The organism is Ideonella sp. (genome assembly GCF_035254525.1).
GTDB lineage: Bacteria > Pseudomonadota > Gammaproteobacteria > Burkholderiales > Burkholderiaceae_C > Ideonella.
Window position 1 is genome coordinate 60,109 of the sequence record NZ_DATFAN010000061.1, and the last position, 14,353, is coordinate 74,461.

At 72.0% G+C, this 14,353-nt stretch carries 11 protein-coding genes; 8 read left to right on the top strand and 3 right to left on the bottom strand.

The window, feature by feature from the left end; translation table 11 throughout:
* Positions 1–3: 3 nt before the first annotated feature.
* Positions 4–1,284, bottom strand: coding sequence for a DNA polymerase IV (locus VJ693_RS05740; protein WP_324152550.1), 1,281 nt, complete (start codon positions 1,282–1,284; stop codon positions 4–6).
* Positions 1,285–1,480: 196 nt separating this feature from the next.
* Here VJ693_RS05740 and VJ693_RS05745 point away from each other — a divergent pair, with 196 nt between their 5' ends.
* The 3 genes from VJ693_RS05745 to VJ693_RS05755 all read left to right on the top strand — a co-directional run bounded on the left by VJ693_RS05745 (position 1,481) and on the right by VJ693_RS05755 (position 4,874).
* Complete coding sequence (locus VJ693_RS05745; protein ID WP_324152551.1) at positions 1,481–2,707, top strand: DUF5666 domain-containing protein; 1,227 nt, start codon at positions 1,481–1,483, stop codon at positions 2,705–2,707.
* Positions 2,708–2,772: 65 nt separating this feature from the next.
* Complete coding sequence (locus VJ693_RS05750; RefSeq protein WP_324152552.1) at positions 2,773–3,657, top strand: DUF6502 family protein; 885 nt, start codon at positions 2,773–2,775, stop codon at positions 3,655–3,657.
* Positions 3,654–4,874 carry a DUF5666 domain-containing protein gene (locus VJ693_RS05755; RefSeq protein ID WP_324152553.1) on the top strand — a complete coding sequence of 407 codons (1,221 nt, stop codon included), beginning with the start codon at positions 3,654–3,656 and terminating at the stop codon, positions 4,872–4,874. Before VJ693_RS05750 ends, VJ693_RS05755 begins: the two co-directional genes overlap by 4 nt.
* 21 nt (positions 4,875–4,895) lie before the next feature.
* On the opposite strand, the gene argH is transcribed toward VJ693_RS05755, so the two are convergent.
* Entirely contained in the window at positions 4,896–6,329 is a 1,434-nt protein-coding gene (argH, locus tag VJ693_RS05760) for an argininosuccinate lyase (RefSeq protein WP_324152554.1), read from the bottom strand.
* A gap of 85 nt (positions 6,330–6,414) precedes the next feature.
* On the opposite strand from argH, the gene VJ693_RS05765 reads away from it, so the two are divergent.
* The 3 genes from VJ693_RS05765 to VJ693_RS05775 are packed head-to-tail and all read left to right on the top strand — an operon-like array spanning position 6,415 to position 9,450.
* Complete coding sequence (locus tag VJ693_RS05765; protein ID WP_324152555.1) at positions 6,415–7,473, top strand: sensor histidine kinase; 1,059 nt, start codon at positions 6,415–6,417, stop codon at positions 7,471–7,473.
* Entirely contained in the window at positions 7,473–8,246 is a 774-nt protein-coding gene (locus tag VJ693_RS05770) for a LytTR family DNA-binding domain-containing protein (protein WP_324152556.1), read from the top strand. The genes VJ693_RS05765 and VJ693_RS05770 overlap by 1 nt, the downstream gene beginning before the upstream one ends.
* Positions 8,236–9,450, top strand: coding sequence for a hypothetical protein (locus tag VJ693_RS05775; protein WP_324152557.1), 1,215 nt, complete (start codon positions 8,236–8,238; stop codon positions 9,448–9,450). The genes VJ693_RS05770 and VJ693_RS05775 overlap by 11 nt, the downstream gene beginning before the upstream one ends.
* A gap of 139 nt (positions 9,451–9,589) precedes the next feature.
* Here the strand turns inward: VJ693_RS05775 and ppc are convergent, their stop codons facing one another.
* Complete coding sequence (gene ppc / locus VJ693_RS05780) at positions 9,590–12,445, bottom strand: phosphoenolpyruvate carboxylase (protein ID WP_414652234.1); 2,856 nt, start codon at positions 12,443–12,445, stop codon at positions 9,590–9,592.
* Between the two features lie 104 nt (positions 12,446–12,549).
* Here ppc and hemC point away from each other — a divergent pair, with 104 nt between their 5' ends.
* Both hemC and VJ693_RS05790 read left to right on the top strand, forming a co-directional pair.
* On the top strand, positions 12,550–13,521 hold the full coding sequence (gene hemC / locus VJ693_RS05785) for a hydroxymethylbilane synthase (RefSeq protein WP_324152558.1): 972 nt from the start codon (positions 12,550–12,552) through the stop codon (positions 13,519–13,521).
* Positions 13,518–14,318 carry a uroporphyrinogen-III synthase gene (locus VJ693_RS05790; protein WP_324152559.1) on the top strand — a complete coding sequence of 267 codons (801 nt, stop codon included), beginning with the start codon at positions 13,518–13,520 and terminating at the stop codon, positions 14,316–14,318. The genes hemC and VJ693_RS05790 overlap by 4 nt, the downstream gene beginning before the upstream one ends.
* Positions 14,319–14,353 lie beyond the last annotated feature (35 nt).

A 14,353-nucleotide genomic window follows, 5' to 3' on the forward strand; every position in this document is an offset into this window, starting at 1 on the left:
CCGTCATGGGTCGGCGTCGGCCGGCGGCTCGAACAACGGCAGGTTGTAGCCGGCCGGCGGCTCCTCGGCCACGGCTGCCGGCGCCGCGGGCTTGCGGCCACGCGCCAGCTCGGCGGCGCGCCGGACCCGCGCCTCCCACTCGCCGGGCGTCATCAACCGGCCGCCGCGCACGCCGAGCAGCCGCAGGCGACGGCTCAGGTCGACGCGCTTGAGGCACTCGCCGGCCGCGCGGCGGATGGCCTGCGCGTCGGCGGTCGGCTCGGGCAGCGTCAGGTCGCGCGTGGCGGTCTTGAAATCGTCGAAGCGCAGCTTGATGCCGATCGTCTGGCTCAGATACCCCTTGCGCTGCAGGTCGGCCGCCAGCATCTCGCACAGGTGGGTGAAGATGGCGCCGAGCTCGGCCCGGTCGCGCACCGCATGCAGGTCGCGGTCGAAGGTGGTTTCGTGGCTCATCGACACCGGTTCGCTGTCGGTGACCAGCGGGCGCTCGTCGCGGCCCCAGGCCATGTCGTTCAGCCATGCGCCGTACGAGCGGCCGAAGTGCTCGACGAGCCAGCCGCGCTCGCGCTGCGCGATGTCGCCCACGGTGTGGATGCCGAGCTCGGTCAGCCTCGCCGCCGCCTTCGGGCCGATGCCGTTGACCTTGCGCGCCGCCAGCGGCCAGATGCGCGTGGGCAGGTCATCGAGCGTCAGCACGGTCAGGCCGTCGGGCTTGTCGAGCTCGGAGGCGATCTTGGACAACAGCTTGTTCGGCGTGACGCCGATCGAGCAGGTCAGGCCACCGGTGGCCCGCTTGACGTTGTTCTTGATCTCCAGCGCCAGCGCGCGCACGCCGCCCAGCGGGTCGTGGCCGACGGCGTCCTGCGCACCGGGCACGTTCGTCAGGTCGATGTAGATCTCGTCGATGCCGCGGTCCTCGACCACCGGCGCCAGCTCGGCCACGGCGGCCTTGAAGCGGCGCGAATAGGCGCGGTATTGCTCGAAATCGACCGGCAGCAGCACCGCATGCGGCGCCAGCGCGGCGGCCTTCATCGTGCCCATGGCCGAGTACACGCCCAGCGCCCGGGCTTCGTAGGTGGAGGTCGTGATCACGCCGCGTCCGGTGTAGTCCTTCAGCAGCGCGTACCGGCGCGTGCCGTCGGGCAGCAGCTCGGGCTGATGGCGCCGGCCGCCGCCGACGACCACGGGGCGGCCACGAAGATCGGGGTAACGCAGCAGCTCGACCGACGCGTAGAAGGCGTCCATGTCGAGGTGAGCGATCAGGCGGCGCGGTGGGGTGGGCATGGCAGCTCGGCAACTGGATGGATTATCAGTGGTCGACGCGAAGAGTTACGTTCCCATGCTTGAAATGTGCATTCAGCACATTTACTATGGCGACACGCCGAAGGACCTTTCGGCGCTGCGCCTGACGCCCGGCACGGTCGAGGGCAGGTTCAGCCACCCATGGCACGGCGTGCTGAGCGTCGTGCGGGAGCCCATCATGAGTACCCAACACATTTCGCTGCGCGGCGCCGGGGCCGCACGGCGTATTCCCACCTCCCGTGCGTCGCTGCTGGCCACCGCGCTGGCGGCCTTGCTCGTCGCCTGCGGCGGCGGCGGCGGCGACACGACGACCCCGCCACCGCAGGCGCGCTCGTCGTTCACCAGTGGCGCGATCAGCGGCTTCGGCTCGGTCATCGTCAACGGCGTTCGCTTCGACGACAGCGGCGCCGAGGTGCTGGACGACGACGGCAACCGCCACGGCGTCGACGACCTGAAGCTCGGCGCCCAGGTCGAGGTCGAGGCGTCCGACATCGACCGTGCCGGCGGCCATGGCGTGGCCACGCGCATCCGCTTCGGCAGCGAGATCCTCGGGCCGGTCGAGGCGGTGGACCTCGCGGGCCAGCAGCTCACCGTGCTGGGCCAGACGGTGGCGATCAGCCCGCGCACCGTGTTCGACGACAACCTGCCCGGTGGCCTGGCCGGCATTTCGGCCGGCGCGGTGCTGGAGGTCCACGCCCAGTTCGACGCTGCTCGCGCCGCCTATGTGGCCAGCCGCATCGAGGCCGGATCGGCACCGGCAGCCTTCAAGCTGCGCGGCCTGGTCGAGGCGCTGGACGGCACGGCCCACACTTTCCGCATCGGCGCCGCGACCATCAACTACGCCAGCGCCAGCGAGGTGACGCCGCAGCTGGCCAACGGCGTGCGGGTGCGCGTGCTGCTGGCCACCGCGCCGGTCGGCGGCCAATGGGTCGCGACCCAGGTGCAAGCCGGCGAACGCCACCACGACGACCACGGCGAGGCCGAGGTCAAGGGCCTGATCGACGCCTGGACCTCGGCCACGCAGTTCAGCGTCAACGGCCTTGCCGTCGATGCCAGCGCGGCCACCTTCCCCGACGGGCAATCCGGCGTCGTGCTCGGCGCGATGGTCGAGGTCGAGGGCACGCTGGTCGACGGGGTGCTGGTCGCAACCAAGGTCCACCTCGAGGACGAGGAGGGCGAGCACGAGCGCGGCGAGGACTACGAGCTGCACGGCGGCATCAGCGCGCTCGACACGGCGGCCCACACCTTCAGCCTGCGCGGGCTGACGGTGGCCTACGGCGAGACGACCGAGTGGCGTGACCTGGCCGAGGCCGACCTGGCCGATGGGCTGATGGTCGAGGTCAAGGGCAACCTCTCGGACGACGGCACGCAACTCACGGCCACCCGCATCAGCCGCGAGGATTGAGCCGGACAAGGTAGGATGGGTCTGGGCAATGTGCACATTTGAGCCTTTGCCCTGCCCACGCCGAGATGACTGAACCGAATGACTCCTCGCTGCCGCCCGACCAGCAGGCCGTGCTGGAGGCTGTCAACGCCCTGCTCGCGCCCTTGGCGCGGCTGGCCGTGGCGCGCGGGGTGCCGTTCAGCGAGGTCGATGAGCGGCTGAAGACGGCGTTCGTGCAGGCCGCGCGCGACGCCAACCCGGGCGGCCTGCCGCACCGCCAGGTCAGCCGCATCAGCACCGCGACCGGCATCAACCGGCGCGAGGTGACGCGGCTGGTGCACGCCAAGCTCGAGCAGGCGCGTCCGAAGCGCTCGCTGGCCGGTGAGGTGTATGCCCACTGGCTGACGGACCCGCTGTACCGCGACGTGGCAGGCCAGCCGAAGCCACTGCCTCGCCAGGGCCCACGGCCCAGCTTCGAGGCGCTGGCGCGCGAGGTCACCAGCGACGTGCACCCGCGCAGCCTGCTCAGCGAGATGCAGCGCCTGGGTTACGCGACGCTGGACGAGGCGGCGGACCAGGTGCTGCCGGTGAAGGACGCGCTCGTGCCGCGCAGCGACCTGCCGCGCGCGCTGCGAATCCTCGGCAGCAATGTCGGCAGCCACCTGGCCGGCGCGGTGGCCAACGTGCTGGGCGACGGCCGCCAGCACTTCGAGCAGGCCATCGTCGCCAGCGGCGTACCCCTTGATGCAGTGCAAGCCGTCCGGCAGCTGACGGCTGCCCAATGGAAGCAGGCTTTCGACAGCCTGGTACCGGCGTTGGAGCGCCTGATCGAGGCCGGCGCCGCCGAGCCGGTCGACGGCGCCGCGCCTTCGCCGACGCAGCGCGTGCTGATCGGCCTGTACAGCTACCACCAGCCGGACGCGCCGCCCCCGCAGGGCGAGGCGCTGCCCCCGGCAGGAGACAAATCATGAGCCCGACTTTCACCTTCGGATCGACCCGTTTCGGCGCTTGGCGCCGCATCGGCCTGCTGGGCTTCGTCAGCGTGGCCGCCGCCTTGCTGCACGCCTGCGGCGGTGGCGTCGAGGGCCAGGGCACCGGGTCGGTGTCGAGCTACAGCGAGGGGCCGATCGCGGGCTTCGGCTCGATCATCGTCAACGGCATCCACTTCGACGAGAGCCAGGCCGCGATCAGCGATGACGACGGCAACCTGCTGAGCGCCGCCGACCTGAAGCTGGGCATGACGGTGCGCATCGACGGCGGTGCGATCGACCAGACGCTGGGCACCGCAGTGGCGGATGCCGTGCACGTCGGCAGCGACCTGATCGGCCCGGTCAGCGCCAACGACGTGGTGGGCAGCACGCTGACGGTGCTGGGCCAGACCGTGCGCGTGACGGCGTCGACCGTGTTCGACGAGAACCTGGTCGGCGGCCAGTCGGTGATCGTGCCGGGCGACGACGTCGAGGTCTTCGCGATCCTCGACCCGGTCAGCGGCGTCTATGCGGCGCAGCGCATCGAGCTGAAGGGCACGCCCTCGGCCTACAAGCTGCGCGGCGTCGTCGCCAACCTCGACACGGTGCAGCACACGCTGCAGATCGGCGCCGCGAGCTTCAGCTACGCGGCCGACATCGCGCCGGTGAACCTGGCCAACGGGCAGATCGTGCGCCTGAAGCTCGAGACTACGCCCGACGCCAACGGCCGCTGGGTCATCACCCGCTTCGACGACGGGGCCGCCAGGCCGGCCGAGGGCGACGAGGTCGAGATCGAGAGCGTGATTGCGAGCTACACCTCGAACGCCGACTTCACGCTGTCGGGCGTGCGGGTCAACGCCGCGTCGGCCAGCATCGAGCCGGCCGGCGCCACGCTGGCGGCCGGCGTGCGGGTCGAGGTCGAGGGCACGATGAGCGGCGGCGTGCTGATCGCCAGCAAGGTCGAGGTCAAGGGCAGCGGCGATGACGGCGGCGACGACAGCGGCGGCGGACGCAACATCGAGATCGAGGCCCACATCAGCGCGATCGATCCCGTGGCGATGACCTTCGTCCTGCGCGAGCAGGTCGTCGACTACAGCGACGCCGAGATCAAGAACGGCACCGCCGACGACCTCGCGGTCGACGTGAAGGTCAAGGTGCACGGCCAGCTGTCGGAGGACGGCACGACCGTGGTGGCCAGCGAGGTCGAGATCGAAGACTGAGCCCGACGGCTCAGCGGCACCTCATTGGCCCAGCCGCGCGCGGTGCCGCTCGAGCTGGGCCCGCGCCTGGTTGGGCGCGGTGCCGCCGATCACGTTGCGCGCGTTCAGCGAGCCGGTCAGCGAGAGCACCTCGAACACATCCTCGCCGATCGAGGCGTGAAAGCCCTGCAGCGTGGCCAGCGGCAGGTCGGCCAGGTCGACACCGCGGTTCAGGCCCTCCTTCACCGCATGGGCGACCACCTCGTGCGCATCGCGGAAGGGCAGGCCCTTCTTGACCAGGTAGTCGGCCAGGTCGGTCGCCGTCGCGTAGCCGCGCCTGGCAGCCTGCTGCATCGCCTCCGCCTTGACCTTCAGCCCGCCTGAGCGCGTGCCGTTGGCATCGACCTCGCCGCCGACCATCTCGGCCATGATGCGCAGCGTGTCCTTGACCGTGTCGACGGTGTCGAACAGCGGCTCCTTGTCTTCCTGGTTGTCCTTGTTGTAGGTCAGCGGCTGGCCCTTCATCAGCGTGATCAGGCCCATCAGGTGGCCGACCACGCGGCCGCTCTTGCCGCGGGCCAGCTCGGCCACGTCGGGGTTGCGCTTCTGCGGCATGATCGACGAGCCGGTGCAGTAGCGGTCCGACAGGTCGATGAAGCCGAAGTTCTGGCTCATCCACAGCACGATCTCTTCGGCCAGCCGCGAGACGTGCACCATCACCAGCGTCGCGAAGGCGGTGAACTCGATCGCGAAGTCGCGGTCGCTGACCGCATCGAGGCTGTTCTGGCAGATGCCGTCGAAGCCGAGCGCGGCGGCCACGCTGTCGCGGTCCAGCGGGTAGCTGGTGCCGGCCAGCGCCGCGGCGCCCAGAGGCAGGCGGTTCACGCGCTTGCGCACGTCGGCCAGGCGCTCGGCGTCGCGCGCGAACATTTCCACGTAGGCCAGCAGGTGGTGGGCGAAGCTCACAGGCTGCGCGACCTGCATGTGGGTGAAGCCGGGCATCACGGTCTCGGTGTGGTGCGAGGCCACGGCGACCAGCGCGCGCTGCATGTCGGCCAGCAGCGGCGCGATCGCGTCGATCTCGCCGCGCAGCCACAGGCGCACGTCGGTGGCAACCTGGTCATTGCGCGAGCGGCCGGTGTGCAGGCGCTTGCCGGCGTCGCCGACCAGTTGGGTCAGCCGCGCTTCGATGTTGAGGTGGACGTCTTCGAGCTCGTCCTTCCAGACGAACTCGCCGTTCTCGATCTCGCCGCGCACCTGCGCCATGCCGCGCTCGATGTCGGCCAGATCCTGCGCGCTGATGATGCCCTGGCGCGCGAGCATGGCCGCGTGGGCCAGGCTGCCGTCGATGTCGGCCCGCCACAGGCGCTGGTCGAACGAAACGCTGGCGGTGTAGCGCTTGACCAGCTCGCCCATCGGCTCCGAGAACAGGGCCGACCAGGCCTGGGATTTCTTGTCTAACTGGTTCGTGCTCATGGCGGGCCCGGGTTGTGTCAGGGAAACCACGAATTCTAGGAGCCATGCCGCGCGCATGCCGATGCGGGCCGCCAGAATGTCCGCCGTGAAACGCACGCACGACACCGGCGCCACCAGCACCCTGTTCGACGACCTGCGCGAGGTCGTCACCGCGCCGGATCCGGCGCGGCCCGAGCCGCTGCCGCTGTGCCGCAGCGGCACGCTGCTGCGCGCAATGCTGCTGGTCATCGTCGTACTCGGCGCGGGGCTGCTGTTCGGCGCCCACAGCGCCGCGGCCTGGGTGAGCGATCTGTCGGCGGCCGCCACGGTCGCCGTGCCGGCCACGCTGCTGTGGGTGCTGATGGCCTGCGTCGGCCGCCACCTGATCGCGCGGGCGGCCCGCGGGGCGCAAGTGGCCGTGGCCGGCGGCCTGGGCGCCGCAGCGGCGCTGCTGCTGTGGTGGCCGATGGCGGCGGTGGGCATGGCGCCGTCGCCCGGCGCGAGCCCCGTCGCGCCGGCCGTGACCGGCGCGCTGCTCGCGATGCTGGTCTACCAGAACGAACGCTGGCGCGAGCGCGCGCGATTGCCCGCCGCGGCCGCTGCGCGCCTGGCCGACCTGCAGACCCGCATCCGGCCGCACTTCCTGTTCAACACGCTGAACACCGCGATCACACTGGTGCGGCTCGACCCGCAGCGTGCCGAGGAGGTGCTGGAGGACTTGTCGGACTTGTTCCGCGCCGCGCTCGGCGCCCTCGACCAGGCCACCACCGTCGGCGCCGAGATCGAGCTGTCGCGCCGCTACCTGGCGATCGAGCAGCTGCGCTTCGGCCGCCGGCTCGACGTGGAATGGGACCTGGACCCCAACGCCATCGGCGCGAAGCTGCCGCCGCTGGCGCTGCAGCCGCTGATCGAGAACGCGGTGCGCCACGGCATCGAGCCGGCCGACAAGGGCGGCACGATCGAGATCCGCACCCGCCGCCGGCGCGACCGCGTGCTGATCTCGGTCACCAATACGGTGGGCGGTGCGCCGTCGAAGGCCGGCCACGGCATCGGCATTGCCAGCGTGCGCGAGCGGCTGCGGCTGATGCATGATCTCGACGCCGATTTCCGCAGCGGCCTGACCGAGGACGGCCGCTATCGCGTCAGCATTGGTGTGCCCGCCTGATGGATCGAATTCGCGTCCTGATCGTCGACGATGAGCCCCTGGCCCGCTTGCGCCTGCGCGGCCTGCTGGCCGATTGCGTGCGCCCCGCGGCGACGGTGGTCGACGAGGCGGGCAGCGCTGCCGAGGCCTTGCACGCACTCGCGCGCCAGCCGGTCGACGCGGTGCTGCTGGACATCCACATGCCCGGCATGGATGGCATCGCGCTGGCCCAGCGGCTGCGCGAGCACCAGCCTGCGCCGGCCGTGGTGCTGGTGACGGCGCACGCCGAGCATGCGCTGCAGGCTTTCGAGGTCGATGCGGTCGATTACCTGACCAAGCCGGTGCGGCGCGCGCGGCTGCAGGAGGCGCTGGCGCGGGTCGAGCAGCGGCTGGGCCGGGCGCCCGCTGCGCCGCCGGCGCCGCAACCGGCCGAGGTGCCCACGCTCGTCGTCAGCGACCGCGGCCGCGTGCTGCGCATCCCCGTGCCCGAGGTGGTCTACCTGCGTGCCGAGATGAAGTACGTGACGCTGTGCACCACCAAGCACCGCTACGTGCTCGACGACGCGCTCTCCGACCTCGAGCAGCGCCTGGGCGAGGCAGTGGTGCGCATCCACCGCAGCATGGTGGTGGCCAAGGCCGCGGTGCGCGCGCTCGAGCGCCGCGTGCTGCCGGGCTCGGAGGCCGACGAAGGCGGCGAGAGCTGGGCCGTGCAGGTCGAGCCCAGCGGCGAGTGGCTGGCTGTCTCGCGGCGCCAGCTGCCGCAGGTGCGCGAGGTGCTCGCGCGTGCCGGCTGAGGGCCAGGCCGGGCGCCGGCCGCGTGCCGGCGGGGTCGCCACAGGCTTGGGCGTGGTGGCGGCGCTGGGCCTTGCCGCGTGGTACCTGCTGAACGATGGCACCGACGCGCTGGTGTCGGGCGCGGCCGCCGAGAGCACCGTGGCGGCGGCCGCCCTCGACGAGGCTGCCAGGCGCTGGGCCGCGGCACTGGCCTCGGGCGAGGCGGCTTCGACCGCCGCGCCGCCTCGGGTCGCCGCGCCGTCGGCCGCGGCCGTGGATCCTGCCTGTCCCCCGGCGTGGCGCGCGCTGGCAGGCCAGCGGGCCGGTGCGATCGACCGGGCGTTTCGCAGGCTGCGGCCGGCCGCGCTGGCGCACGCCGCGGCGCTGCTGGCGGGCTCGGCCGACCCGTTCGAGCGCCTGGCCGGCCAGCTGATCGCCGCGCGTGCCCGGGCGCCCGACGAGGCGCTGCCGCCCGAGGCCTTTCTCGCGCTGGTCAGCGAGGCGCTGGGCGGCAACGACCCGCGCGTCGCCGGGTTGGCCTCGCAGTTGTGCGCAAACCCGGCGGTCGAGAGCCCGGCTGCCTGCTCGTCGCTGTTGCCGCAGCGCTGGGCCGCGGTCGACCCGGACAACGTGCAGCCCTGGCTCGCGATGGCCGCCGAGGCGCAGGACCGTGGCGACGTGGCCACCGTGCGCGAGGCCATGGCCCGTGCGGCCGAGGCGCGCACCAGCCGGCTGGCCAGCGCCGACCTCGTGCGGCTGGCCGCCAGCCCGGCATTGCAGGCGCTGGCGCCGGTCGAGCGCGAGGTGCTGGCCGTGGACCTGCTCGGCACCGGCGTGGCCTTGACGGAGGCCGACACGCTCGACGTGTCGCGTCTGTGCGCGCCCGGCGCGATGGGCCCGGGGCGGCTGGCGCAGTGCAGCGCGGTCGCCGAGCTGCTGGTCGGCAGCGGCCAGACGATGCTGGAGCGCGGCACCGGCATCGCGATCGGCCGCCGCAGCGGCTGGCCGGCCGAACGTGTCGATGCGCTGGAGGCCGAGCACCGCGAAATGGCCGACGCGCTGGGCGACGCCCTCGCGATCACCGACGCCGGCGACGCGACGGGGCCGTTGACGCTCGATCAGGCCTGCCGCAGCTTCGAGCGCATCGATGCGGTGATGTCGCTGATCGCCAGCGACAGCGAAGTCGCGCTGGCCCGGCGCGCCGCGAGCTCGACGGCGCATTGACCACGGCCGAGCCCCAAGCGGACAAGGCGCTCCAAAGGAGCCGCCGCCATCAAGCGGCGTGCGCGGATCCGGCTTTGCCGGTCCGCTGCGCGAGCCCCCCCGGGGGGGCAGCCCCCGGAAGGGGGCGTGGGGGCCTCAATCACCCCGTGTTACGCAGGCCCGCCGCGATGCCGTTGATCGACAGGTGGATGCCGCGCTGCAGGCGGTCGTTCGACGGATCGCCTTCGCGGCGCTTGCGGTAGCGCCGCATCAGCTCGACCTGCAGGTGGTTCAGCGGGTCGAGGTAGGGGAAGCGGTGCTCGATCGAGCGCGCCAGCGCCGGGTTGCTCTGCAGCCGCTCGCCTTCGCCGGTGATCAGCGCGAGCGCGTCGTGCGTGCGGTCCCACTCGGCGCGGATCGCGGCAAAGATGCGCTTGCCCAGCCGCTTGTCCTCGACCAGCTCGACGTAGCGCTGCGCGATCCGCACGTCGCTCTTGGCCAGCACCATGTCGAGGTTGGACAGCAGCGTGCGGAAGAACGGCCACTGCTTGTGCATGCGCTGCAGCAGCTCGAGCCGGGCGGTGCGGCCCGAGCCCTTCGTGTCGTCGCCCGCCAGAAAGGCCTCCACCGCCGAGCCGAAGCCGCACCAGCCCGGCAGCGCCACGCGGCACTGACCCCACGAGAAGCCCCAGGGGATCGCGCGCAGGTCCTCGATCGCCCGCGTGGCCTTGCGCGAGGCCGGGCGCGAGCCGATGTTGAGCTCTGCGATCTCGCGGATCGGGGTGGCGGCGAAGAAGTAGTCGGTGAAGCCCTCGGTCTCGTAGACGAGGTGGCGGTAGGCCGCCATGCTGGCCTGGCTCAACGACTCCGCGGCATCGAGAAAGGCCTTCGGCGCGGCCTTGGTCGGGTGCAGCAGGCTCGCCTCCAGCGTGGCGGCAACGAGCGTCTCGAGGTTGCGCCGGCCGATCTCGGGGTGGGCGTATTTCGATGCGATCACCTCGCCTTGCTCGGTCAGCCGGATCTGGCCCTTCACCGTTCCCGGCGGCTGCGCGAGGATGGCCTGGTAGCTCGGGCCGCCGCCGCGGCCCACGGTGCCGCCGCGGCCATGGAACAGGCGCAGGCGAATCCCATGCTCCTGTTCCAGCGCATCGAATGTCTCGACCAGCGCGATCTCGGCGCGGTAGAGCTCCCAGTTGCTGGTGAAGAAGCCGCCGTCCTTGTTGCTGTCGGAGTAGCCCAGCATCACGTCCTGCTCGCCGCCGCCGCGCGCGACCAGCGCGGTGATGCCGGGCAGGGCGTAGAAGTCGCGCATGATCGCCACCGCATTGCGCAGGTCGGCGATGGTCTCGAACAGCGGCGAGACGATCAGGTCGGCGCGCGCCGAATCGCCCAGCGTGCCGTTGAGCAGGCCCGTCTCCTTCTGCAGCAGCAGCACCTCGAGCAGGTCGCTCACCGTTTCGGTGTGCGAGATGATGTAGTGGCGGATCGCCGCCGCGCCAAAACGCTGGCGCATCTCGGCGGCGGTCTCGAAGATCGCGAGCTCGCTGTTGGCCAGCGCCGAATAGTCGGCACCGCGCACGCGCAACGAGCGCGCGTCGTCCAGCAGCCGCAGCAGCACGACCTGGCGCTCGGCCTCGGGCAGCGCAGCGTAGTCGGCTTCGATGCGTGCCACGCGCAGCAGCTCGGCGACCACCGCCTCGTGCTGGTCCGAGCTCTGCCGCAGGTCGACGGTGGCCAGGTGGAAGCCGAATACTTGCACCGCGCGCTGCAGCGGCGCCAGGCGCGGTGCCACCAGCGCATCGGCATGGTGAAAGCGCAGCGAGTGCTCGATCACGGCGAGGTCGGCGGCGAATTCGTCGGCATTGGCGTACGGGTCCTGCGGGGCCACCGCATGGCGCAGCGCCTCGGTGCCGGTCAGTGCATGCAGCGTGGCGGCCAGGCGCGCGTAGACGCCGATCAATGCGCGGCGGTAGGGCTCGTCCTCGCGGTGCGGGTTGCGGTCGGGCGAGCGCTCGGCCAGGGCCTGCATCTCGGGCGGCACCGGCGCCAGCATGGCCGACATCGACAGCTCGGCGCCCAGCGAGTGCACCTCGGTCAGGTAGTGGCGCAGCGCGGTCTCGGCCTGGCGCGACAGGGCCAGGCGCAGCGTGTCGGCCGTCACGTTGGGGTTGCCGTCGCGGTCGCCGCCGATCCAGTGGCCCATGCGGAAGAAGGGCGGCACGGGGTGGCCCTGCAGCGACTCCTCGATCTCGCGGTACATGCGCGGCACCTGGCGCAGAAAGGTCGCGTGGTAGTAGGACAGCGCGTTCTCGATCTCGTCGGACACGCGCAGTTTTGCGGTGCGCAGCATGCGCGTCTGCCAGAGCTGGGTGACGCGGGCGCGGATCAGTTGCTCGTTCTCGTGGCGCTCGCGCTCGGTGCGCAGCTCCTCGCGCTGGCCGATCAGCTGGGCGATGCTGCGCTCGGCGTCGAGGATGCTGGTGCGCTGCACCTCGGTCGGGTGGGCGGTGAGCACCGGCGAGATGTAGGCGCGTTCCAGCAGCGCGGCGATGTCGGCGCCGCGGTGGTCGGCGCGCGCCAGGCGCTCGAAGCAGTGGGCGAGCGAGCCCTCCTGCAGGTGGCCTTCGGCCTCGTGGTGCTCGCGCCGGCGCACGTGGTGCCGGTCTTCGGCGATGTTGGCCAGGTGCGAGAAGTAGCTGAACGCGCGGATCACGCTGACCGTCTGATCGGCCGAAAGGTTCTTCAGCAAGCGGTCCAGCACCCGGCCGGCGGAGGCGTCCTTCTTCAGCCGGTAGGCCACCGAGAGCTGGCGCACCCGCTCGATCAGCTCGAAGGCGGCGCGGCCCTCCTGCTCGCGGATCACGTCGCCGAGGATACGGCCAAGTAACCGGATATCCTCCATCAGCGGCCGGTTCTTCTCTGCTGCATCGTCCTTGGCGCTGGTCTTCACGAGAGCCGTTCGCGAGCGGGGCGACGTCTTCGGGGCGGCGGCGGGCGAGCGGGCGGCGCGAGGCATGGGAGCTCCAGACTGAAGTAACTAAATTACCACTGGCGGATCGTAACAGGGTTCCCGCCCGGTTTCGGCGGCCGCAGCACCTGGGCGCCGCGATAATTCCACCCATGCCTGCAGCCAACACCTCTTCGCCCACTGCCTCGACCACCGCGCCGGTCGTCATCGCCACCCGCGAAAGCCGGCTCGCCCTTTGGCAAGCCGAACATGTGCGCGACCGGCTCGGGGCCGAGCTCGGGCTGCGTGCCGAGCTGCTGGGCATGACGACCCGCGGCGACCAGATCCTCGACCGCACGCTGTCCAAGGTCGGTGGCAAGGGTCTGTTCGTCAAGGAGCTGGAGACCGCGCTCGAAGCCGGGCACGCCCAGTTGGCGGTGCATTCGCTGAAGGATGTGCCGATGGACCTGCCGGCGGGCTTCGTGCTGGCGGCGATCCTCGAGCGCGAGGACCCGCGCGACGCTTTTGTCTCCAATCGTTACGAGAACCTGGCCGCCTTGCCCGAGGGGGCGGTCGTCGGCACCTCGAGCCTGCGCCGCGTGGTGCAGCTCATGGCGCACCGGCCGGATCTGCGCATCGAGCCGCTGCGCGGCAACCTCGACACCCGGCTGCGCAAGCTCGACGAGGGCGGCTATGACGCGATCGTGCTCGCCGCCGCCGGCCTGAAGCGCCTGGGCCTGGCGGCGCGGGTGCGTGCGCTGTTCGAGCCCGACGAGATGATCCCCGCCGCCGGCCAGGGCGCGCTCGGCCTCGAGATTCGAGCCGATCACGCCGCGCTGGGCGCCGCGCTGGCCGGCCTGTCGCACCGGCCGACCTGGCTGGCCACCCATGCCGAGCGCGCCGTGTCGCGCTCGCTCGGCGGCAGCTGTTCGGTGCCGCTGGCGGCGCATGCGCACTGGGCGACGCCCACCGAGCTGCACCTTGCGGTGGCGCTGGGCCATGGGGCCGACCCGCTGCAGCCGCTGCTGAAGCTCGAGGTGCGCAGCGAGGTCGCCGACACCGAGGCGGCCGAGGCGCTGGGCCGGCTCGCCGCCGCCCGGCTGGGCGAGGCCGGCGCCGCGCACTACCTGGCTGCGGTGGCGTGACCTTGCCGGCACGCTGCGCACTGGTCACGCGCCCGCGGGCGCAGGGCCAGGCGTGGCAGCAGCGGCTGGCGGCGCTCGGCGTGCGCGCCGAGCTGCTGCCGTTGATCGACATCGTCGGCACGCCCGATCCCGCGGCATTGCGAACCTGGTTCGCGAGCCTGGCCGAAGGCCCGCCGCAGCCTGCGGCGCTGGCGATGTTCGTCAGCCCGAACGCGGCGCAATGCCTTGTCGATGCGCTGCCCGCGGGCTGGCGCTGGCCTGCGACACTGCTTGCCGCGACGACCGGGCCGGGCACCAGCACCGTGCTGCGCGAGGCCGGCGTGCCGGCGGATCGGATCGTCGAGCCGGCGCCGGATGCGGCCCAGTTCGATTCCGAGGCGCTGTGGGCCGTGCTCGCACCGCGACTGGCCTGGGCCGGCCGGCGCGTGGCCATCGTGCGAGGCGACGGCGGGCGCGACTGGCTCGCCACGCAGCTGCGTGCGGCCGGCGCGGAGGTCGAATTCGTCCAGTCCTACGCGCGGCGGGCGCCGCAGCTCGACATTGCCGGCCGGCAACTGCTGGCCCTCGCGCTGGCGCAGCCCGAGGCCTACGCCTGGCTGCTCAGCAGCTCGGAAGCAGTGGACAACCTCGAGGCCGTCGCGCCGCCCGGCGCCCGCTGGGCGGGGGCACTCGCCCTGGCCTCGCACCCGCGCATCGCCGCGCGCGCCCGAGCGGCCGGATTCGGCGAAGTGATCGAGATTCGCCCGACACCCGAGGCCGTGGCCGACGCGCTGGCCGCCTTGCCCGCGCCGCGCTGAATCCCCAAGAACCAGTGTGGCGCCGAAGCCGCGCC

Coding starts and splice junctions, on each gene's coding strand:
- VJ693_RS05740 (WP_324152550.1), bottom strand. CDS start 1,284: ATGCCCACCCCACCGCGCCGCCTGATCGCTCACCTCGACATGGACGCC.
- VJ693_RS05745 (WP_324152551.1), top strand. CDS start 1,481: ATGAGTACCCAACACATTTCGCTGCGCGGCGCCGGGGCCGCACGGCGT.
- VJ693_RS05750 (WP_324152552.1), top strand. CDS start 2,773: ATGACTGAACCGAATGACTCCTCGCTGCCGCCCGACCAGCAGGCCGTG.
- VJ693_RS05755 (WP_324152553.1), top strand. CDS start 3,654: ATGAGCCCGACTTTCACCTTCGGATCGACCCGTTTCGGCGCTTGGCGC.
- argH (WP_324152554.1), bottom strand. CDS start 6,329: ATGAGCACGAACCAGTTAGACAAGAAATCCCAGGCCTGGTCGGCCCTG.
- VJ693_RS05770 (WP_324152556.1), top strand. CDS start 7,473: ATGGATCGAATTCGCGTCCTGATCGTCGACGATGAGCCCCTGGCCCGC.
- ppc (WP_414652234.1), bottom strand. CDS start 12,445: ATGCCTCGCGCCGCCCGCTCGCCCGCCGCCGCCCCGAAGACGTCGCCC.
- hemC (WP_324152558.1), top strand. CDS start 12,550: ATGCCTGCAGCCAACACCTCTTCGCCCACTGCCTCGACCACCGCGCCG.